Origin of the sequence: Ruminiclostridium papyrosolvens C7 (genome assembly GCF_000421965.1) — a bacterium.
Lineage (GTDB): Bacteria > Bacillota > Clostridia > Acetivibrionales > DSM-1351 > Ruminiclostridium > Ruminiclostridium papyrosolvens_A.
This window is the reverse complement of record NZ_ATAY01000063.1, coordinates 281,412-303,098: the sequence shown is the minus strand read 5'-3', so window position 1 is coordinate 303,098 and position 21,687 is coordinate 281,412. Positions and strand designations below refer to the sequence as shown.

Annotated in this window: 18 protein-coding genes; all 18 read left to right on the top strand. The window is 33.1% G+C overall.

Annotated elements, in window-relative coordinates; all coding sequences use genetic code 11:
• Nucleotides 1-47: 47 nt before the first annotated feature.
• The 18 genes from L323_RS34515 to L323_RS34430 all read left to right on the top strand — a co-directional run bounded on the left by L323_RS34515 (nucleotide 48) and on the right by L323_RS34430 (nucleotide 21,675).
• Nucleotides 48-1,466: a family 43 glycosylhydrolase gene (locus L323_RS34515; RefSeq protein ID WP_038275885.1), complete on the top strand. Its 1,419-nt coding sequence runs from the start codon at nucleotides 48-50 to the stop codon at nucleotides 1,464-1,466.
• Nucleotides 1,467-1,722: 256 nt separating this feature from the next.
• Nucleotides 1,723-2,781 (top strand): hypothetical protein, encoded by a 1,059-nt coding sequence (locus tag L323_RS34510; RefSeq protein ID WP_020816237.1) that lies wholly within the window; start codon nucleotides 1,723-1,725, stop codon nucleotides 2,779-2,781.
• An 874-nt stretch (nucleotides 2,782-3,655) separates the two neighbouring features.
• Nucleotides 3,656-4,759, top strand: a complete 1,104-nt coding sequence (locus L323_RS0120905) for a mannose-1-phosphate guanylyltransferase (protein WP_051153530.1) — start codon at nucleotides 3,656-3,658, stop codon at nucleotides 4,757-4,759.
• A 250-nt stretch (nucleotides 4,760-5,009) separates the two neighbouring features.
• Nucleotides 5,010-5,534 (top strand): antiterminator LoaP, encoded by a 525-nt coding sequence (gene loaP, locus L323_RS34500; RefSeq protein WP_020816235.1) that lies wholly within the window; start codon nucleotides 5,010-5,012, stop codon nucleotides 5,532-5,534.
• Between the two features lie 93 nt (nucleotides 5,535-5,627).
• Nucleotides 5,628-6,560, top strand: coding sequence for a glycosyltransferase (locus L323_RS34495; RefSeq protein WP_020816234.1), 933 nt, complete (start codon nucleotides 5,628-5,630; stop codon nucleotides 6,558-6,560).
• Between the two features lie 39 nt (nucleotides 6,561-6,599).
• Complete coding sequence (locus L323_RS34490) at nucleotides 6,600-7,322, top strand: PIG-L deacetylase family protein (protein WP_020816233.1); 723 nt, start codon at nucleotides 6,600-6,602, stop codon at nucleotides 7,320-7,322.
• Between the two features lie 102 nt (nucleotides 7,323-7,424).
• Nucleotides 7,425-7,688: an acyl carrier protein gene (locus tag L323_RS34485; protein WP_020816232.1), complete on the top strand. Its 264-nt coding sequence runs from the start codon at nucleotides 7,425-7,427 to the stop codon at nucleotides 7,686-7,688.
• Nucleotides 7,689-7,738: 50 nt separating this feature from the next.
• Nucleotides 7,739-8,551, top strand: a complete 813-nt coding sequence (locus L323_RS34480; RefSeq protein ID WP_020816231.1) for an ABC transporter permease — start codon at nucleotides 7,739-7,741, stop codon at nucleotides 8,549-8,551.
• Between the two features lie 2 nt (nucleotides 8,552-8,553).
• Nucleotides 8,554-9,351, top strand: a complete 798-nt coding sequence (locus L323_RS34475) for an ABC transporter permease (protein ID WP_020816230.1) — start codon at nucleotides 8,554-8,556, stop codon at nucleotides 9,349-9,351.
• 8 nt (nucleotides 9,352-9,359) lie between these two features.
• Nucleotides 9,360-10,454 (top strand): radical SAM protein, encoded by a 1,095-nt coding sequence (locus L323_RS34470; RefSeq protein ID WP_020816229.1) that lies wholly within the window; start codon nucleotides 9,360-9,362, stop codon nucleotides 10,452-10,454.
• On the top strand, nucleotides 10,451-11,590 hold the full coding sequence (locus L323_RS34465; RefSeq protein ID WP_020816228.1) for a glycosyltransferase family 9 protein: 1,140 nt from the start codon (nucleotides 10,451-10,453) through the stop codon (nucleotides 11,588-11,590). The genes L323_RS34470 and L323_RS34465 overlap by 4 nt, the downstream gene beginning before the upstream one ends.
• 14 nt (nucleotides 11,591-11,604) lie before the next feature.
• Nucleotides 11,605-13,890: a glycosyltransferase family 9 protein gene (locus tag L323_RS34460; protein ID WP_020816227.1), complete on the top strand. Its 2,286-nt coding sequence runs from the start codon at nucleotides 11,605-11,607 to the stop codon at nucleotides 13,888-13,890.
• A gap of 13 nt (nucleotides 13,891-13,903) precedes the next feature.
• On the top strand, nucleotides 13,904-14,869 hold the full coding sequence (locus L323_RS34455; RefSeq protein WP_020816226.1) for an ABC transporter ATP-binding protein: 966 nt from the start codon (nucleotides 13,904-13,906) through the stop codon (nucleotides 14,867-14,869).
• 13 nt (nucleotides 14,870-14,882) lie between these two features.
• The gene (locus L323_RS34450) at nucleotides 14,883-16,295 is read left to right on the top strand and encodes a B12-binding domain-containing radical SAM protein (protein WP_020816225.1); all 1,413 of its coding nucleotides are present in this window, start codon (nucleotides 14,883-14,885) and stop codon (nucleotides 16,293-16,295) included.
• Nucleotides 16,296-16,326: 31 nt separating this feature from the next.
• Nucleotides 16,327-18,231, top strand: coding sequence for a B12-binding domain-containing radical SAM protein (locus L323_RS34445; protein ID WP_020816224.1), 1,905 nt, complete (start codon nucleotides 16,327-16,329; stop codon nucleotides 18,229-18,231).
• Nucleotides 18,232-18,250: 19 nt separating this feature from the next.
• A complete protein-coding gene (locus L323_RS34440; protein WP_020816223.1) occupies nucleotides 18,251-19,228 on the top strand; it encodes a peptidase U32 family protein in 978 nt (325 codons plus the stop codon).
• A 6-nt stretch (nucleotides 19,229-19,234) separates the two neighbouring features.
• Nucleotides 19,235-20,053, top strand: a complete 819-nt coding sequence (locus L323_RS34435) for a hypothetical protein (RefSeq protein WP_020816222.1) — start codon at nucleotides 19,235-19,237, stop codon at nucleotides 20,051-20,053.
• A complete protein-coding gene (locus L323_RS34430) occupies nucleotides 20,050-21,675 on the top strand; it encodes a B12-binding domain-containing radical SAM protein (RefSeq protein WP_020816221.1) in 1,626 nt (541 codons plus the stop codon). The genes L323_RS34435 and L323_RS34430 overlap by 4 nt, the downstream gene beginning before the upstream one ends.
• The last annotated feature ends 12 nt before the right edge of the window (nucleotides 21,676-21,687 follow it).

Here is a 21,687-nt window from a genome sequence, read left to right as displayed (position 1 = left end):
AAAGTTTATGAGTGTTAAAAATCATAGCAAAGGAAGTGTAGATAATGATGGTAAAAAAGCAAGGTTTCAATCCATATCTTCCTTCATGGGAATATATTCCTGATGCCGAACCACATGTTTATAATGGCAGAGTATATGTTTACGGCTCTCATGATCGTTTTAACGGTTATGTATACTGTTTGAATGACTATGTATGCTGGTCGGCACCTGTGGAGGATTTGTCTGATTGGCAGTACGAAGGTGTGATTTATAAAAAGACTGATGATCCGCTGAATCCCGACGGCAGTATGTGTCTCTATGCACCTGACGTTACTGTAGGTCCCGATGGACGCTATTATCTGTACTATGTACTTGACAAGGTTCCTGTTGTTTCGGTAGCAGTATGTGATACTCCGGCGGGCAAATATGAATTTTATGGATATGTACATTATTCCGATGGAACACGCCTTGGTGAAAAAGATGGGGATGAACCACAATTCGACCCGGGTGTATTGACAGAAGGAGATAAAACCTATCTGTATACTGGCTTTTGTGCAAAAGGTGACAAATCAAGGAAGGGCCCTATGGCAACAGTGCTTGGGGCGGATATGCTTACGATTCTAGAAAGCCCGGTATTTATAGCGCCAAGTGAGCCTTACAGTGAAGGCAGCGGGTATGAAGGACATGAGTTCTTTGAAGCCCCTTCCATTCGCAAGAGGGGAGATACCTATTATTTCATTTATTCCTCGATTGTTTTTCATGAATTGTGTTACGCTACCAGCAAATACCCGACGAAGGGCTTTGTTTACGGCGGAGTGATTGTGAGCAACTGCGATCTTCATATTGATACTTACAAGCCGGCAGAAAAACCTATGTTTTATGGTGCCAACAATCATGGAAGTATCTGTGAAATCAATGACAAATGGTATATTTTTTATCATAGACATACCAATGGAACTAATTTCAGCCGTCAGGGCTGTATTGAGCCTATTATATTCTTAGAAGATGGCTCCATTCCTCAGGTGGAGATGACTTCTTGCGGCCCAAATGGAGGGCCCCTTGCCGGATGCGGGGAATACCCGGCATATCTGGCTTGCAATCTGTTCTGCAAGGAGGAATCCGTTTATACGGATTGGACCGGGGCATGGATGGATCATCAGTTTCCAAAGATCACCCAGGACGGAAGAGATGGGGATGAGGAAATAGGCTATATTGCTAATATGAAGGAATCCGCTACAGCCGGATTCAAATATTTTGACTGCAAGGGTATCAAGAAAGTCAAGATCAAGGTTCGCGGATACTGTCAAGGCGAATTTGAGCTAAAAACATCATGGAACGGAACTGTTCTTGGAAAGATACCTGTAGTATTTTCAAACATATGGAAGGAGTATTCCGCAGATATCGTTATACCGGACGGTATACAGGCGTTATATTTCTCATATGCAGGGTCGGGCAGTGCAAGTTTGGCTTCTTTTACACTAGAATAAAAATGTGACGACAGCTCTTTTGTCCGGTCAAGACAAACTAAATAAAAAGCAACTAAACATAGACTAATCCTCCAACCGAGTTAAAAGCTCAAATTGGAGGATTAGTTTTTGTTAATTTATATATATATAAATTTATACTCATAAAAAGTACCAACAAAGGAATTTACAGGGTAAAATGTTTGATATATAATACATTTAATATTAAAAAAAAGGCAAAGAATGTTATTTGTTGCGGAAATTTTATAGAAAGGAATTTATGATATCAAATGTATCATATAAAAAAGTAAAAATGCAATTAAAAATTAATCAACCACCGATAGTTTGTTACCTGCATCATGCCTATCCGCTTACTTCAGCAATGCATCACGAAGACTTTAATTCATGGTTTTTCAGTAATTACATACAATTGGAATATCGCTGTCAAACTAAAGAAGTGAACTTTTTTACTTATGTTATATGTGGGAATAGTGTTTTTATTCCTATATTAGATTATAAGATTTTAGATTTGGAATTTATATTTAAAAGTAATATAGATATTATTGAATTTATCAAAAATAGTATTGAAAATGGATATTATGTAACAACATATATAGATGAATTTTTTATACCCGAAAGAACAGCATATAAAAATAATCATTTCCGACATGATATAATGATATATGGTTTTGACTTAAATAAAAAAATTTTTAACGTAACAGGATATAATGATAGGAGCGATTATGCTACGTCATCTGTAGATTTCTCTGATTTCAAGAATGCTTATTTAAATTCTATTAATAAGCAAAACGATTTGATATTATTTAAACCTAAGGATAATGGCTCATATAATCCATCATTTACCTTCGACATTGAAAATGTAAAAAATCTTCTGTATGATTATGTGTTTTCACAAGATTCATCCCATCGATTACGGGCAATAGGAAATCCCAAGGAAAATTTTACTTATGGTATTGAAGTGTACAATGAGTTAATGAATTGTTATCGTTGGGCTATTGAAATTGATAAAAAAGTATGTGATATAAGGCAGCCGCATTTACTTTATGAGCATAAGAAAACAATGGTGGATCGCATACATTTCCTTGTTGCCAAAAAATATCTTAAAAGAGAATATGACTTTGCATCTACATACACAGAGTTAAAAATTAATGCTTTAAAAATGAGAAATGTAATAATTAAATATAATAAAGTTAACGATAAAAGTTTAATCAACAGAAGTATAGAGAACTTGCAAAATATGTTTGAAAAAGAAAAAAAGACAGCTCAAGATTTACTTGAGGCAATTTCAGATAACGTTGCTGTTACATCCCAAAAGTGAAAGCTTTTATCACTAAACAATAACTAATCCTCCGACTGGGGCTAATGTCCCAATGGAGGATTTTTATTAAGTAATTACATAAATACAAATATATTGAAAATTGATAATGTATATTGTATTATATTTCTATTAACTGAAATATTATGTATTTTGAGTAGGTTTATTTCAGTTGAAAGGAAGATGTAAAATTAAAAAGATACTTAGTTTTAATAAACCATATATACGATGCTATCAGCATTATGCCTTTCCATCGGGTATAATGGAGGCTAATTTGCCTAACAAAGATTATCTGTATAATAATTTTATGCTATGTTTCCAAGTGAGTTTTGTGATGATCAAAACTTAGTAAATTTTATAAAAAAATGTATTAATAATAACATTTATGTTAGTGGTATATGGAATGAGTTTTTTATACCATCAAAGCTAGGCTATAAGAATTTTAATTTTGAACGTAATTACCTTATTTATGGATTTGACGATGATACAAAAAGCTTTTTGGCATCGGGGTATATATCAGATGATTTAGTGGATGATAACTTTCTAGCATCTACCAATACTGTTTTGGATCATATTACTTTTATACACGATAGACTCAAATATATATTCAGATTAACGGAACAGAATATAAGAATATTTACTCTATCCAATGAAATAATGGACTTAATATCTGAATTGAAAAAAACGATTAATTCATTATATATAAATATTAAACTATCTGAAAATGATAAAATCTATTATATACAGAAATTTACATATATCTTGGATAAGGAAAAGGATATATTATATGAAATTTGTTTGAATCTTAGTCGGCAATAAAAAGTATATGGAATAAAATCATTCATAGTGTTAAATAGGCGGAGGTATATAAAGTAATATGAAAATCATTATTTTAGCAGGGGGAGGGGGGACAAGGCTGTTTCCTGTTTCGCGGGCTAACAAACCAAAACAGTTTATGAGTGTAAATTCAGGCTTATCTTTATTGGCTCAAACCGTTAAGAGATATCTGCAATTAGTAAAGCCTAGTGATATTTTAATTTTAGCAGGAAATAAGTATTTAAATGATGTTAGAGAAGAACTGAGAAAAATAGAGGCGTTAAACGTACATATAATAGCAGAGCCATGTGCCAAAAACACTGCTCCGGCAGTTACATTAGCCTTAAAATACTGTATTGAGTTTCTTTCTGTAAATAAGTATGAAGAGATAGTTGTTGCCCCTTCTGATCATATAATAGAGCCTGAGGACATATTTGCTGAAAAGGTAAAACTCTGTTTGGAGTACGCCGGGGATGGAAAACTTGTTACAATAGGTGTATCTCCCACCAGGCCTGAAACCGGCTATGGTTATATAAAAATAGGGGGAAAATATAAAAAAGGGTTTTATTGTGAGAAATTTGTGGAAAAACCGGATATAAGGACTGCGGAATTATATCTGGAGGAAGGTTGCTACTACTGGAATTCGGGTATGTACATATTTACTCTGGATACATTTGTTAGTGAACTAAGAGAACATTGTCCAGAATTATATAACTTTATTACAACAAAATCATATTCACAATTTAATGAAAAGTTCGAAAACTTAGAAAGTATATCAATTGACTATGCTATTACCGAAAAATCTACAAGGACTATTACTGTTTTACTTGATATTTATTGGAATGATATAGGCTCATGGGATTCAATTTATGAATATCTTGAAAAAAATGAAGAAGGTAACATACAAATAGGTGATTGTAAAATTATTGACTGCAAGAATTCTATGCTCATTTCTAATGACAGGCTTGTGGTAGCTCTTGGCCTCGAGGATATAATTATCGTAGAAACCGATGATGTAATAATGGTAGCAAAAAAAGGTGAGACACAAAGGATTAAAGAGGTTTATGATGCCATAAAAGATAGGAACGTTGCTCACGAATATATAAATACAAAAGATTGTGGGAAAGTGGTACTAGGCTTCCATAAGGAACAGATTTTAAAGTAAAAAGGTGTAATATACTGACAAATTGTGGTTGAAAATATGAATTCTATGTTGTCATATATATGTAAAATATTGACTTAAATGTAATGACTGGGGTATAATTGAGGAAATACTTAGTAACATTGCTAATCGATGGTGGGTCACGTTAGCTAATGATAAGGAACATATTTACAATTAGCGTAGCTTATTTTTTAATAAGTGAAAGGGCGAAGCTGTGCAAACAGCAAAGTTAAATTATGAGGACGTGAAATTATTGTACTGGTATGTGTTATCTATCCGGACAGGTATGGAGGAAAAAGTTAAAAAACTATTAAATAAAGTACTGGATAATGATTTGTTTATTCCATTTATACCCCTCTTAAAAACTGTATTTAAGAAACAGGGCGTTATAAAATATGAAGTAAAACCGTTATTTCCGGGATATATCTTCATTGAGTCCGAATTGTCACAATCTGAATTTATAAAAGAAATAAGCGAAATTATTTCTTTTATAGATAATATAAACCACCTTTTAAGATACTCGGATACTGAAATCGCCTTGAGGGAAAATGAAAAACAGTTATTACTTAGCTTATGTGATGACAAACATTGTATTGAGTCATCAATTGCTATTAAAGAAGGTAGTAAAATTTATATAGAAGAAGGGCCTCTCAAAGGAAAAGAATGCATTATTAAAAAAGTAAACAGGCATAAACGCTTAGCAACGATTGAATTAAATTTTATGGGAGAGATAAGGCTGGTTAGTGTGTCACTGGATATTATTGAGAAAATATCATAAATTTTTTTAAGGATACATAAATAAAATAACACATCAACATGTTTTCTAATTTCTGGATGATTACTAAATCAACTTTTACAGTTTTTATATAAAATGGGAAAATATTTAATAGATTTAATTATTCCTACATATAATAAATCTACACGATTAAGGCTGGTACTTGAATCGTTATGTAATCAAATAATGCCTACAGAACAATTTAAAGTAATTATTGTTGATGACGGTTCAACGGATGATACATCAAATGTCGTAAATGATTATATTACTAAATTGAATATAAACTATATATATCAAAATAATTCCGGACGCTCACATGCAAGAAATACTGGTTTGAATGCAGCAGATGCGTCTATTGTGGTTTTCTTTGATGATGATGTTATTTTGTCAAATGCTTTTATCAGTGGCCATTATGAATTACATCAGCAGTTTAATAATTCTATAGGTCATGGAAAAATATATGAACTGCCGTACTTGAAATTTTTTAGTGATCCGTCTTTGGGAACTATTTTAAAATCAGATAATTTAACACTTAATACTGATACTTCCGGATTAACAAATTACTTGATTTCCCCAGAAGATATCAGAACACTCGAAAAAATTGATAAACAGAAACGGACATCCTCATTTGAAAAATATATTTTTACTATATTAACAAGAGCAATACAACATGAAAACCTGCATAAGCTAGACTTTATAGGGTGTACAGGTGCTAATCTTTCAGGGAAAAAGGAAGTTTTTGAAAGTGTTGGCGGTTTCGATGAATCCTTTGGCAGACTGTGGGGATGCGAAGATGTAGAAATGGGATACAGACTTCAAAAAAAGGGAGTTAAAATTTTATACTTAGATAAAGCTTCAAACTATCATATAACTCATTTAAGACAGAATTATAAAGAAGCTTTATTGATAGCATACGACCTCTTTTATCAGAAACATCAGGACCCTATCATTAAATCGCTACCAAGGCTATTACTTAATGAGATAAAAGATGTTCATAAGTTTTGTGATTATTTAACAGAGAAAAGTTAATAAATAAATTCTTCCGGCTTATTTATGGAGTAAAGGGATATGACAAGAAATCAAAATCAAGGCATTTTAGAAATAATAAAAAATAATTCTTTTAACAGTATGTTATTTGGAAGGGTTATTCCTGCAAAACGCATCCTCGTATTATCTCCCCACTGTGATGATGAGGTATTGGGTTGCGGAGGAACAATACTTGAATATTTAAAAAAGCAATGTCAGGTTGTAATTATATATCTCACTATGGATAAGGAGAAAAAACGTAAAATAGAAGCCCTAAATGCTTGGAACTCGTTTGACAATATAATTCAGGAATTTTTTTGCTTCGAGGATTCTATGCTTTCTTCATTTGAAAATGATTGCGTAAACAAACTTTGTGAATTAATTGAAAAATATAACCCGGATATTATTTTTACACCTTGGTTTATTGATATGCATAATGACCATCGGGCAACGAGTATCTTTCTGGCACATTCTTTAAAAGCTATTTTAACTAATACAGCCATTAGTACTCAATACATAGCATGTTATGAAGTGAATTTTCCGGTTTATATTAATTATTCTATCAATATTACTAAATCATTTGAACAAAAAATAGAGATTCTTAAAAATTACGTTAGCCAAAACCCTGAGCACCTTGAAAACGTAATTAAGAATTTAAATAAATACCGTGCTGAACAAATCGGACTTAGGCAGATTCTTTGGACAGAGGCCTATTATGTGTGTAATTGTGAAATCTTCTGCACGCTGATTGAAAAGTTTTTATAACAATTTTAAGTAACATTTAGCTACATGTATTATCAAATTAAGTATTTAATAGAGAACTCTATTAATATATATTCTAAATCTAAGAAAGGAAAGAGTATACATATGGATATATCTCAAATTTATGAAACAATAAACAAAGCTATAAAGGAGACTGTAAATCGTGATATTAGTGATGAGATGCTTCGCGATGATGTGGATATTGTTCAGAGCATTGGAATTAATTCAATTGATGCCATCAGTATCCTTGTAAAAATCGAAGAACTGTTTAATATTCAGGTTGATGATGATGACCTAAACACAGAGCTTATACGAACCACCAGAAATTTGGCAGAGTATGTTGAAAAGAAATTGAGCGAAGTAGGTTGATTTTAGGTAGAAAAACAGGACGAATAGTATTATTTTATTAGGAGCAGAAAATGGATTTTATTAAAAAATATAGTGCCATATTAAAAATGGGGTTATCTGATGCTACAGAATATCGTTTTAACTTTTTTACCCAAATTTTATTATGGTACTTTCCATTAGGCATCCAAATTTTACTTTGGAGCGTAGTTTATAAAAATTCAGGAAGTACTACCATTGTAGGTTATTCACTAAGTGCAATGATTACGTATTACATTATAGCAATGATTGTAAATGAATTAGTGAAAACTGAGGGAATTGAATGGACTGTAATATCTGACATCAGAGATGGATTTTTGCAGCGTTATTTAGTTCAACCTGTAGATTTTATTTTTTTCAAACTTGTATATGTGTTTTCCAAAAAGCTAGTGGTTATTATTTGCATTATAATAAATCTTATTCCAATGGCATTATTCTTTCGGAATTTTATACAGTTACCTGAATTTTCACAGAATATATTGTATTTTGTTTTTTCTCTGATTTTAGCATTAATTATTTTTTATTTTATTCAAACAACTATTGCAATGTTGTCCTTTTGGTTTACTGAATTTGCATCAATTTTTCATTTTATACCCTTTATATATTCCATATTAAATGGATCTGCATTTCCGCTAAATATTTTACCTGCTTGGATTCATACATTATTGTCATATACTCCATTTTATTATATGGTTTATTTCCCCACACAATTACTTGCGGGTAATATGGATAACGCTGCAATAGCAAAAGGACTTACAGTCGAAACCATCTGGCTTTTAATATGTTTGGTATTGTGTAAATTTGTTTGGCACAAGGGTGTAAAAGAATTTTCTGCAACCGGAGGTTGATAATGAAAAGCTTAATTAAGTACATAAAATTATATTTTGCATTTTTTAGTTATTCGTTGAGTCGAGAACTACAATATCGGGTCAATTTTATTGTAGTAGTTATCGGATATATTTTTTATCTGGTTGCAAATTTAGCACTGTTTGGTGTTATATATCAATGGACTAATAATATAGGAGGATGGACCTTTAATGAAATCCTTATTTTCTTAGGTACATATCATGCAGTTCACGGATTGTGGGATTTTAGTACTGCTTTAAATGTTGAACGTATCTCTGAATATGTGGGTAACGGTTCTTTGGATCTCATTTTGGTTAAGCCTGTGGATTCACTGTTTTTTGTTATTTTCCGTAACATGAATTTTGCTTCAATTATAAATGTTTTTTTAGGAATTATTTTAACCATAATGGGTGTTGTTGCAAATAAGAGTAGTGTAAATATTGGAACCGTACTTATATATATTGTTTTAGCTATTAATGGTGTTATTATTTTCACTATGATTCAGCTTTTGGTTCAGTTGATTTCATTTAAAGTTATTAAAACAAATATGCTTAATAATTTATTTTACCAAGGTATCAAATTTGCTGAAAAGCCTGATGTAATATTCAGCGGTATTATTCGTCATGTCCTGATGTTTTTAATTCCAATGATAGTAATTGTTAATTTCCCAAGTAGAATATTAATGGGCAGACTAAATGTTACATTTATACTTTATGACCTGTTAGTGACAATAATAGTTTCAGCTATCGGTATAATAGGTTGGCGGCTGGCAGTTAAAAATTACAGCAGTGCGAGTAGCTAAGGAGTACTATGAAAAAGAAATTATTATTATGTGATATGGTAATTGCAAAAAATCTATGTAATGCTTCCTGTGAGTATTGTCTAACAAATTACGACAATTATGATCCGGGTCAAGCATGTTTAAGAAATGAATATAAGTATGAAAAAGGCACTAACTTGTACCAACGTTTGAATTATATCATAGATACTCTTCAGCAGAAGCTTGATATAGGAGCACTTAAAATCAGTGGGGGAGAAATTCTGCTGGTAAAGAATATTATTTCTTTATTGGAAGAACGCTCATCACAATTTATTAATGTTCAGTTAATGACTAATGGTATTTTATTAAATGATGAATCTATTTCAAGACTAAAAGCAATTCCCAACTTCTATCTACAGATTTCCTTTGACAGCAGTGATTTCGAGGGAAATTTTTATCGTAATAAGAACAGGAATATGCATGATAGACTCCTGAAAAATATTGATAAAGTATTAAAAAGCGGAATTCCGTTGGAAATCAATTGTGTTGTTACAGATCGTAGTATTGCCCACTTAAGCAACTTTTTAGATTACTTGAAGCAATACGAGGGTTATCCCTTAAAGGTTTTTCCGTTCCCGGTCCGGGGTGATGAGGTTGAGAAGTACTTTCCAAAGGAAGAACAGATAAGTGAAATCGATAAAATTATAGATAATTACCATAATTATGAAAGTATTATCCCACCAGTACAGTACTGGGAGGGATTAAAATTGTTTCTCCAAAACAAGAGAAGACAAAGAATTTGTATGATTCCATATCATACATTCCAATTTTTCGATGATGGTAAATTTACCCCATGCCCATATTGGTGGACTGTTGAGCTTGGAAATCTGTTTCGTGACAGTGAAGCTGTAATTGATAATTTCCAAACTGCTCCCGTGTACCGCATGTTGCTGGCTAGTAAGCCTAAGTTAGGTTCATGTGACCATTGCTACATACGTTCTGAAGTGCTCAATCTTTATTTTGAAGGTGTACTTTCAAAATCAGATATAAAAACGATTCCGTTCTATGGCAAACCTGAAATGTTGGAATTTTTAGAAAAAGTTAAAGCGGACTATCTTGAATTACATGGGAGGAAGCTGGTATGATTGAGAATTTAAATGAAACGACGGAATTATATCAGCGTTGTATCAAATTTAACGGATATAAGCCTTGTTCTCCTTACAAGGTCTGTGAGGATTGCAATACCCCACAGCTTATTGAAAAACGTATTTTAGTTATCAGCTTGCTTGGCTTAGGGGCAGTTTTGATGGCATCCTCAGTGTTACAGCCGCTGAAGCGAGAATTCAAAAACAGTAAAATAACGTTTTTAACCTCAAAAGCTGCAGGGCCTATATTGGAAAACAACCAATACATAGATGAATTGATTTTTTGGAATCCGGAAACTGTTTTGATTTTATCACAGTTAAAATTTGATATCGTTGTAAATCTAGACAGAACACGTCATGTATCTGCACTGGCAAATATAATTAATGCTGATAAAAAGTATGGATTTGGCTTGGACAGTTACGGGAATATCAATTATTTCAATGAAGAATTTGAGTATTTATATAAATTAGGGATTGATGACAAGCTCAGATTTAAAACAAATACAAAGTCTATGGCACAAATCATGGTTGAAAGCTTGGGATTGGCGTATCAGAATGAACCCTATACCATTACAGTAACCAATAAGCATGAGAACATAAAGGAAAGCACTTTCAAGGAAAAAGGAATACGTGAAGATGCGTATCTTATTGGTATTAACACCGGATGTTCTGACTTAATGCCTCTTCGTAAATTACCAAGGGATGCAAATGAAAAAATTATTAAAAGTCTGTTAGAGAAAGAAAAAGATTGTCAGGTTTTATTATTGGGAGGCAAGGAAGAAGAAGAAATAAATCAATATCTTTCTTCCATTGATAAAAATGTAATCAATTTAACAAATACAAAAGACTTATCCTATGGAATAGCATATACAAGTATGTGTGACATAGTTTTCAGCGGATGTTCATTGGGATTGCATATGGGCATAGCATTAGGAAAACCGTGTGTAGCTTGGTTTGGGCCTTCATGTGAGCAAGAGGTACAATTATTCTTTGGAGGCAAAAAATTTAAAGCTGATGTGGAATGTGCTCCGTGCTGGCAAAAAACATGCAATCAGAAAGTACTATGTAATACCCGGGTACACTTGGATGAAATCGTTGAAGAATTGCTGTTATATAAAGAAAAAATACATAAGTAAGCTGGGTAGGGTATATGTTAAAAACGGAAATAAAATTAATTGGACTATACAAACAGGCTGTACCGGAACAAAGAGAGATAGCTGATAAAACAGAGTATTTGTTTGATATTCATCAGGACAACATTACATTTTATGATTTTGTTCAAGGAATTCCAGCAGACTGGATTTTATTATTGGATAACTTTTTGACATTGAGGGATGATGCCGATGAATGGCTCCAAAGCTATGTATCAGGCTTAGAAGATGGCACTCGGGTTGTAGTTGATGCACAGGCATGGTTACCTGTCATAATTAATAAAAAGTGGCTATTAAGCAAAATTCCAGTAAATTATAAACTAAAATCTCTGACAGAATTACATACCTTTATTCGAGAAGAAGGGTTTGTAAAGATAAATAACTCTGAATGGCCTGTAATGTCTATTATTAGGCCATCCGCAAAGGAAAGATACAATCAGAAGATTTTAAAGCGTTGGTGGGATACCTATAAATATGACTATATAATACAGCAGAATGTTAATATAACAAAAGAGGATTCACAGGATAAATCGTGTATCCCATGGGAGTATTTTGAGAAACAGAAGGAAGGCTACTATGACATTGTAGTCATTGATAACATTCCGGCAGAGATTGAAAAACAATTATGTAAGGAGTTGTCTGAAACAAAAACGATTATATCGTGGAAGGGACATTCTCTATACTTAACTTCAGAAAACACTCTCAATAAGAAGCGAAAACAGGAAGAGCGAAACTTGGAGCAAGCTGCATGGCTTTTATTTATAAAAGCTAAACTTGCAGAATATAGCTTTTTTATAAGAGCTATCGGAACAGATGAAAATTGTACAACTTATTTTATTTTCCAACATGTCAGTTTTATCAAAATAAAGAAGAATGCAGATATGCATCGTGAAAAAAGATTGGCTGTACTAATTGATATGCCGGGAATCGGTGATGCTGTTCGGCTTACCAGCCTGCTACCGGGGATAAAAAAGAAATATCCGGAATACAATATTACATTAATTATTAATGTTAAAGCTAACATTATTTATAGGCAAAATCCTAACATAGATGAAATGTTCATTTGCTCAATGCGCCCGGACCCGCCTGGGTTTCCATACATTATAACAAACCTGATATCAGATTTGTTAATGACCAGAAGGTTTGATCAGGCAATATCATTAACATGGGATACTACGGCTTATTTTAATAATGAAAAATTAAATTTTATTGATGTTTATGCACGGATAGCCGGTGTAGACGAATATACCAGCCAATGTATTACAACCAGTGAGAAAATTGATGAGCATATATGCAGCTTGTTAAAATTAGCTGGAATAGATCGTACAAAGATGACGATAGGACTGCAATTTAATGCATCGATGGAATCAAAAAGCTGGAGCAATGATCGTATCCGGGAATTAATTGATGGTTTAATATCGGTTATACCAGACATTCAATTAGTTAATTTGGATTTTCGGGCTATTGAACATGATCGGGTATTTAATGTTGGAGAAAACTTAAGTATTTTAGAATTTATTTCTGCCATAAAGAATTGTGATTTTTTTATTGGGGTCGACAGTGCCGGAGGACACATTGCTGCAGCATTTAATATACCAAGTATTACAATATATGGTAAAGAAAAACCGAGAATAGGTAACGACCATCGTCCCCTAAGTAATATTAATATAGGAATTATACCTCCGGATGATTGTGAATGTCCAGAATATGCCATTGTATGTACAAAACCTGAAAGGTGCATTAATCTTGTGTCTCCAAGTACTGTAATATATGCACTTTGGAAAAGCAATCAACTTAAATATTATAAACAAGATAAAAAATTTGAAATAACCATACCAAAACAAACGCTTTGGGACACACAATGTAATTTAGAAAATTTAAATATTAATAACAGTATTAAGGCTTGGGATTTTGATTCTTCGATGGGGCTTGGAATAGACGTAACAGATTTATCCGGCGAGAATTTAATCTGTGATTTTAAATTAGATAGAGAAATAGAGATACAAAACAAAATACTTGGAATAGATGTTTGGATAGAAAAGGGTGTATTCAGACTCTCAAGTTATGGGATGATGAAAGTTACAGTTGAAACCTCAGAGAAAAGAGAGACTATTCTTAGAGCACACCGATTACATGAAGGATGGAATCTACTACGTTTTCCAATTCAAGTAGACTTAAAAGCACATGAATTAAAAAGTATACATTTGTATTTGGATTCTCAAAAAGTATTATGCGGAAAATTATATATAAATACTATATATTTCGTTTTTGATAAAAATGATTAAGGAGAAAAGTCATATGGAAACGATTCAAGTGAACAACTTAACTAAAAAATACAGTTACTACGAAAAGGAACAGGGTTTGTCAGGATCATTTAAAAATTTGTTTCATAGGAAAAAATTATTTAATGAAGCAGTGAAACAGGTCAGTTTTTCAATTCAGGAAGGAGAATTAGTGGGCTTTATCGGATCTAACGGTGCCGGTAAAACTACTGTTCTGAAGACCTTGTCAGGGATACTTTACCCTACCAGCGGTGAGGTAAACGTATTGGGATATCAGCCATGGAAGCGAAAAAATGAATTTTTGAAGCAAATTTCTATTGTTATGGGTCAAAAAAATCAGTTATGGTGGGACTTACCTGCACAGGATACCTTTTATCTGAACCAGAGGCTTTATTCAATCCCCAATAAGGATTTTATGAATAGGTTGGATTATCTGGTCGAAAAACTTGAGGTTGAGGAAAAAGTAAATATACAGGTAAGAAAACTATCACTTGGAGAACGTATGAAAATGGAGCTGATTGCAGCACTGCTTCATAACCCTCGTGTTTTATTGCTGGATGAACCGACTATAGGACTTGATGTGAAATCCCAAAAGACAATCCGAAAATTCATTAAAGAGTACAATCAGCAAAATGGAAATACTATAATCCTTACGAGCCATTATATGAAGGATGTTCAGGAACTTTGCAATCGTATAATAGTAATTGATAAAGGTAATATCATATTCGATGGAAATCAAGAGGATTTAATTAAGAAATTTAGTGATGATAAGATTGTTAATGTTTCATTTAATGAGCTGCCCACTAAGGAAGAATTGAGTACATATGGAGAGGTTGTTGATTTGAGCGATATGAAAGCCTCCATTAAAGTCTCCAAGAGCAGCGTAACCAGTGTTGTGAACGTACTTCTGACCTCTTGTGATATCCATGATATTAGTATAGAAGAAACTTCTTTGGAAGATGTTGTAGAAAAAATAATATAGAAGACAGGTGTTTATGAAAGTTATATTATTACAATGTAATTGGCGCTATCATGACAGTATATATCCTGATTTAGGCAGTACGAGACCATATCAGCCTATAGAGTTATGCTATATTGGATCATTGTTAGAGCAAAATCATTCAGTCTTTCTTATTGATGCTTTTCGTGATAATTTGTCTTTGGAAGAAATTGCATTGAAGATATCCGATATAGAACCTGATATAGTGGTTACTTGTACGGCAAATACATACTTATTCTGGAGATGCTGTTTTCCTGATATTGAAGTTGTCAGCCAAACTATCAGAACAATCAAAAAACAAATAAAAGTTAAAACACTACTGATAGGACCTCATGGAACAATAGAACCGCAGTGGACGTTAAAGAAAAGCGGAGCTGATTTTATTATATGCGGTGAGCCTGAACTTGCTGTAAAAGAATTCATTGACAGCAGTTTTCAAAATATACATATCACAGGCTTATATGGCCGTGATATAAGAAATAATACCTCTGCCGTTGTAAGTGATCTTTCGGAATTACCACTGCCGGCATTTCATTTGCTTGATATGGAAAAATACCATTGTCATTCATGGGTTAACAACCCCGAGTTCAATTTTCAAAGAGGAGTTCTTCTTGAATATTCCAGGGGTTGTATGTTTAATTGTGCTTTCTGTTTCAGAAAAGGCTTTCGTCAGACATATAGGGTAAAGCCTGCAGATAAAATTATTAATGAAGTAAAGATGGTCAAGGATGAGTATGGAGTAGATTACATATTCTTTATTGACGATATTTTTAATGTTGATAATGATAATTTCCGTAGATTTTTAAGGCAATTAAAGGATTTGAATATTTCATATGGATGCCAGTGCCGCCCGGATATAATGACAAAGGAACTTGTTGATTTGATGCAGGAATCCGGCTGCATATATATCGAGTACGGACTGGAAAGCCTAAATCCTGTTAACCGTAAAAGGTTAAAGAAAAATGAAGAAATAATAAAAACTATGAGGATAATCAATTATACCAAAACAAAAATAAAGTTTGTAACATTTAACTTGTTGGATTTTACAACATTTGATTTAATTACCGAAACTGAAAATATCAGCAGAACAAATGAGGGAGATTCTATTTTACAGATTACTTCTGAAACGGACGCACTGGAAACTATCATTCTATTTCCTAAAACAGAATTAAGCGAATTTGTAAGTGAGCTTTTTCATATAAAGGACTATGGATGGGAGGATACGATAAGGCTTTACTGGTTATCCTCACTTTTTAAAATGATTTCAAATCCTAAAAAATCTCAGATTGTTTTATGGAGATGGATTTGTTTGCATATGCCCTTTAGTCTTTTAAAAAAGGTAATCAGATATAAAATTAAGTCAAAACCGCTTCCCTTGACATATGTCAGAAAATTAAAAGCGAATTAAACTATATTATTATCGAAAAGAGAGTAATTCAATGAAAACAAAAGAATTTTCTATTACATTTTTAACGCCTCCAAAAGATAAAAAAGGAGACATAAGAGACTTACGAGATGATATTCTTGATAACTACGGATTGAATTCAATTATAGCAACCCTAAACGATAATGGTTATGATGTTGATTATTTTAATGCTGACCTGTTAAACCTTTCCTGTGAACAAGTAGTAAAGATATTGCTTTACAAACAGCAGCCCTCGTTATTAGGAATTTCCGTATTGGAAAATAATATAGAGATAACCTGCAAATTAATTCATGAACTGGCAAAAAACGATTATACACCTAAAATTGTTGTAGGGGGCTTTTTCCCAACATTAAATTATGAGGAAATAATGAAAGAATGTCCGGAAATTGACTTTTGCATTCTTGGTGAAGGCGAAATCAGTATGCTGGAATTAGTTAAGAGATTGGAAAATGACAATCCGATTCATGATATTCCCGGTTTGGTTTACAGAGAAAATAATGAGATAAAAGCCATACCACAGCAGGAATTAAAACTAAACGAACTACCGGCTGCTGCTAAAACACACATGCCATATTTGTTTGAACGTGGAGGAAGTGCTTACGTAGTCACTTCAAGAGGATGCTACAGTAATTGTACATTTTGTTCAATTAAAGCCTTTTATAACTATATAAAAGACAAGGCGTGGCGTCAGATAGAAATTAAAAAGATTGTGGATGAAATTGAAGTACTGGCTACAAAGTGGGAGCATCGTATTATTCCTATTTGGGACGATAATATTATCTCGGGGAAAAGCGGTAAAACAAGGGCATATGAGTTTATAGACGAAATAAAAAAGAGAAATTTACATGTGAAATTTTTCATAAATTGCCGTGTGGATGATGTAGATAGGGATTTATTTATAAAATTAAAAGAAATAGGTCTGGCAAGAGTAGGATTAGGTATTGAGAATCTGGTTCCGGAGCACTTGAAATTTTACGGGAAAGGTATTAATGTTGATAAAATAAAAAACGCTGTAAATATCCTTGATGAATTGGGAATCAAATCTTATTTGACCTTTATCTTATTTAATCCCTTTACAAAATTTGAAGATATCAGAGTGAATCTGGACTTCTTTTTAAACAGGCTGGAGAAAGAGTCAGGGAGCTCTTTCGGGAATCTACTACTCCCGTCAGTTTCTATTTTGGGACTGTCAGTAGGCTCAAGTATATTATCCCATCCTACCATTAAAGAAATAGCTGTAAAAAAAGGCTTTCATTACGATTATAAGATAATTGACAAAGAGGTTGAGCTTTTTAAACGTCTGGTATTCTATATGTCCACACAATGGTGGCCTGTTTATATAACTCTGGTACATCTTGAGTATTATATATTTAATCCTTTTTATGAACCATTGGCTAAACCTGTTTCAACTGACACTATTGGTGAATACAACTCCATTTGGCACGATTTGGCGAAGCTTCACTTGTCATCCTACAAGAATATACTGGACAACCTCAGTGAAAGTAAATTAAATTGCGAAAGTATACTTTCTGGATTTATTACAGAATTAAATCAATTGATACAAAGGCTTAAGAGTTTTATTAGTGATAATAAATTTGATAATTCTTTTATGAAGATTCAGTATTATACTTTCAAAAAGGATATTGATTGGGTACTTTTTGATATTACAAAGTCTGAGTTCTTTATTATTACAGAGTTAGATAACAAGGTGATACAAAAGTACAATTTGTTGGATGAAAAGCAGATTATTAACTTATTGATTAATGAGTATGAATATTCCAGCATTACGGCTTCACTGGAAAAGATAAGGACGTTAATCTCGAATGGAAACCTGGTTTATTCCAACTATCAATTAACAGAGATTAGTGAAACCCAATTTAAGCGTACAGCTCAGATTATTCTTAAAAGTAAGTATTAGTGATAAAGAGGTATTAGCTATGATACTCTATTCGCCTGCAAATTCAATAAAGGAAGCAGAAGAGGTTATTAAGGCCGGAGCAGACGGTATTTATATTGGAGGGGTAACAACAATTTACTCAAATTATCCCTATGGCAGTAATGGCTGGACAGTAGGAGAAAATAAACTTTCAGTGAGAGAATTTAAAGAACTTGTTGAGTTCTGTCACAGGAACAAGGTTTTAGTTCAATATAATGTCTACACGGATTGTCTAAGTGATTCTGTATCGGCAAAGCATAATTTAGCAGAGTATTTTTCGGATTACGTAAAGTTTGGATTGGATGCCGGTGTTGATAGTATTTTATTGGATGATATCAGCGCAATAATGAGAGTTAACAAGATCGATCCGAACGTAGATATCCATGCCAGTTTTTTATTTGACATTGTAAATGCTGAGCAACTAAAGTTTTTTAAAAGTCTTAATGTAAAAACAATTGAACTATCCCCTCAATTAGCAATAAAGGAGATTTGCGAATTAAGTGAAAATTCTCCCATAAGTCTGGGATTGATTAGTCATTTAAATTGTGCTGCTTACGAGGGATCATGCTATATTGACCATTTTATTGAAGATGACCATAAAATGATTCCAATAGGACTTCCCTGCAAATCAAACTATAGATTAACTATTGATGATAAAACAGTTGAAGGCTCCTTTATTGATATGACACTCAGCTGTTCTGTTTGTAATATGCCGGCTTTGATAAACTCTAATATTAATTATATAAAAATACCGGGAAGGCATATCGATTTCAGTTTGATTTTGAATTGGACAATGGTTTATCGGGAAGCCATCAACTTGTTAAAAGGCGGACATATAAACACCGGACAAGAACTTAGGGACAACATAATTAAAAAGTATCCAAACTGGAATCTTTGGTGTCGGTTAAATCGTAAAAAAGGATGCTTATATGATAATGAAAATAGCGTAAGCAAATTCTGTATGAGCAGGGTGATTTAAAAAATAATGGAACTTGAAATAAGGATTACACATAATAGCTTAATAGATGAAGCAATAGCGAAAAAACCATATGCTATTTCATTGGGGCATGAGGGATGTCTGGGAAGATTGCCTGATTTAGACGATTTGGTTGAGGCAGGAAAACGGACAAAAATAAAGTTGGTCTTGCCAAAAATTTTAAATCACTCAATGACCTATGTTGAAAATTATATAAGAGCAGCAGCGGCAAAGCTTGGCACCTTAGAGGTTACTGTCAATGATTTTGGAACTATGCTTAGACTTTATGATATTAAAGGAATTAAATTAATTGCAGGAAGACTTCTGATTAAGGCATTTGAAGAACATCCGCTGGGGCACCTGGTTTCTGAACGTTATCCGGAAGAGTGGCGCCAGAATATTTTGCAGTCATGTATCTTTTCCGAAGATAAAATCAGCCTTCTGAAACAATATAATGTTGTCGGAATTGAAATGAATATATTTGAAAATACAGCAAAAGCATTGCAGCAATGGAATCTCAACGAAAAAATAGCAGTTCATGGCTTCTTTAATCAAGCTATTCTGGCAGTATTCCGTTACTGTCCTCATGCAAGGCTTAACGAGAAATTGCCACCGGATTGCAGATGTACCTGTGAGAGATATATCCCTTTGGAATATGTAAATAATCAAAGGGATTCAAACCTGACAAATTCAAATTCCTGCAGCAATTTGACAGGAATATTGGACGGCAATGTGTTGATGAGAGAAGTAAAATCAGACCATTTTGTAAAAATAGACAGGCAAGTTGCTTTATATCCTGAAATAAGTAGAGGTGAAAGAATTAAATGAAAAAAGTATTACTGATATATCCTATGAGTCGTAGTGCAGATACTATTGAACATATCGGTTTAGGCTATATTGCTTCTGCGTTACGACAAAAAAACCATCAGGTAAAACTATTCGTATATCAAGTTAACCAGAATACGAAAGCCCTGCTGGAAGAAATCAAATTATTTAAGCCTGATTTTATTGGTTTTACAACTTTTATCGAAAGTATGGAAAATATTATAGAAGTTTGCCGGATGATAAAAAATATAGATAAATCAATAAATATAGTTTTCGGAGGACATGCAGCTGCTCAGGAAGCTGAAAGTATTTTAGAAAATAATGAATGCGTGGATTATATTGCTCAGGGAGAAGGTGAGATTACTCTATGCGAACTTCTTGATTCCTATGACGATTCCATTCGGCTCAAAGAAGTATCAGGGATAGTATATCGGCTTGAGGATAGGAAAATAAGGTTTAATCAACCTCGTGAGAGTATAAGTGATCTCGATTCACTGGCTTTCCCGGCACGGGATATCTACAAAGAGGCTGAGGTAAAGCCACCGATTGCATTACTTTCAACGAGCAGAGGATGCCTGGGTCATTGTTCCTTTTGCAGTTATTCCAGTAAGAGGAATGCAGGAACTGCTGTCTGGCGGGGGCGAAGTCCGGAAAACGTGGTAGATGAAATTGAGCAACTGGTAAAAGAATATGGAATGAGTACTTTCTTTATTACTGATGTTACATATGAAGATCCCGGCCCAAAAGGTAAAAAGCGTATCGAAGCAATTGCCCGTGAAATTATTAAGCGAAATTTGGATATCAGTTATGAAGTGCACATGAGAGCAGAAAACTGGACAGAAAAAGATCAGCCCTTACTTGAATTGCTCTTTGAATCTGGACTTGAATCAGTTGTTGTTGGAATAGAATCAGGAAGTGCTCAAACCCTGAAAGTATATAGCAAGATTGCCACACCGCAGGATAATGTGCGTATTGTAAAGCTACTGAAAAATGCACATATCTCATTAGAGTATGGTTTTATAATGTTTCAACCCTATACTTCTTTTGAAGATTGTTACGAGAATATACAATTCTTTGAGAATACAGGGCTAGGTTATAATATCAAATGTATTTTAACACGATTGGAAGTTTACCCCGGCGTAAGTATTGAGGAAAAGCTCGCCCAGGATGGACTGCTTGAAAAAGGCTCATTTAAAGAGGGAAACATATTTAATTATCGTTTTGTAGATGAAAGGATTAAGGTTTTATCCGATAGTTTATGCGAATTGCCTTCAAAAGTCCCATCTATTGAAGAATTTGATTTGGTGAATACCCGGTTAAGAATTCTATTAGCTAGAATTTGGCGCAGACTTTATGCAAAAGGGCTGATGCAGGATGAAATTATACAGTTTGCAGATAATATCGATAAATTATCAATGGAAATGATGAAAAACAATACTAGATTTTTGGATGAATGTTTGAAATCAGCTAAATCTACTTGGTCTGATGACATTTTTAATAGTTTGGTAAAAAGCTATATTGTAGATTATTTGCCTGAAAAAATTGAAGAAGTTAAAAGAATTCAGTTTGATTTTTGGCGCAAGCTAAATAGAAATAAAATTGATATTTCAAAATTAAAATTTTAAATGATACCTGAA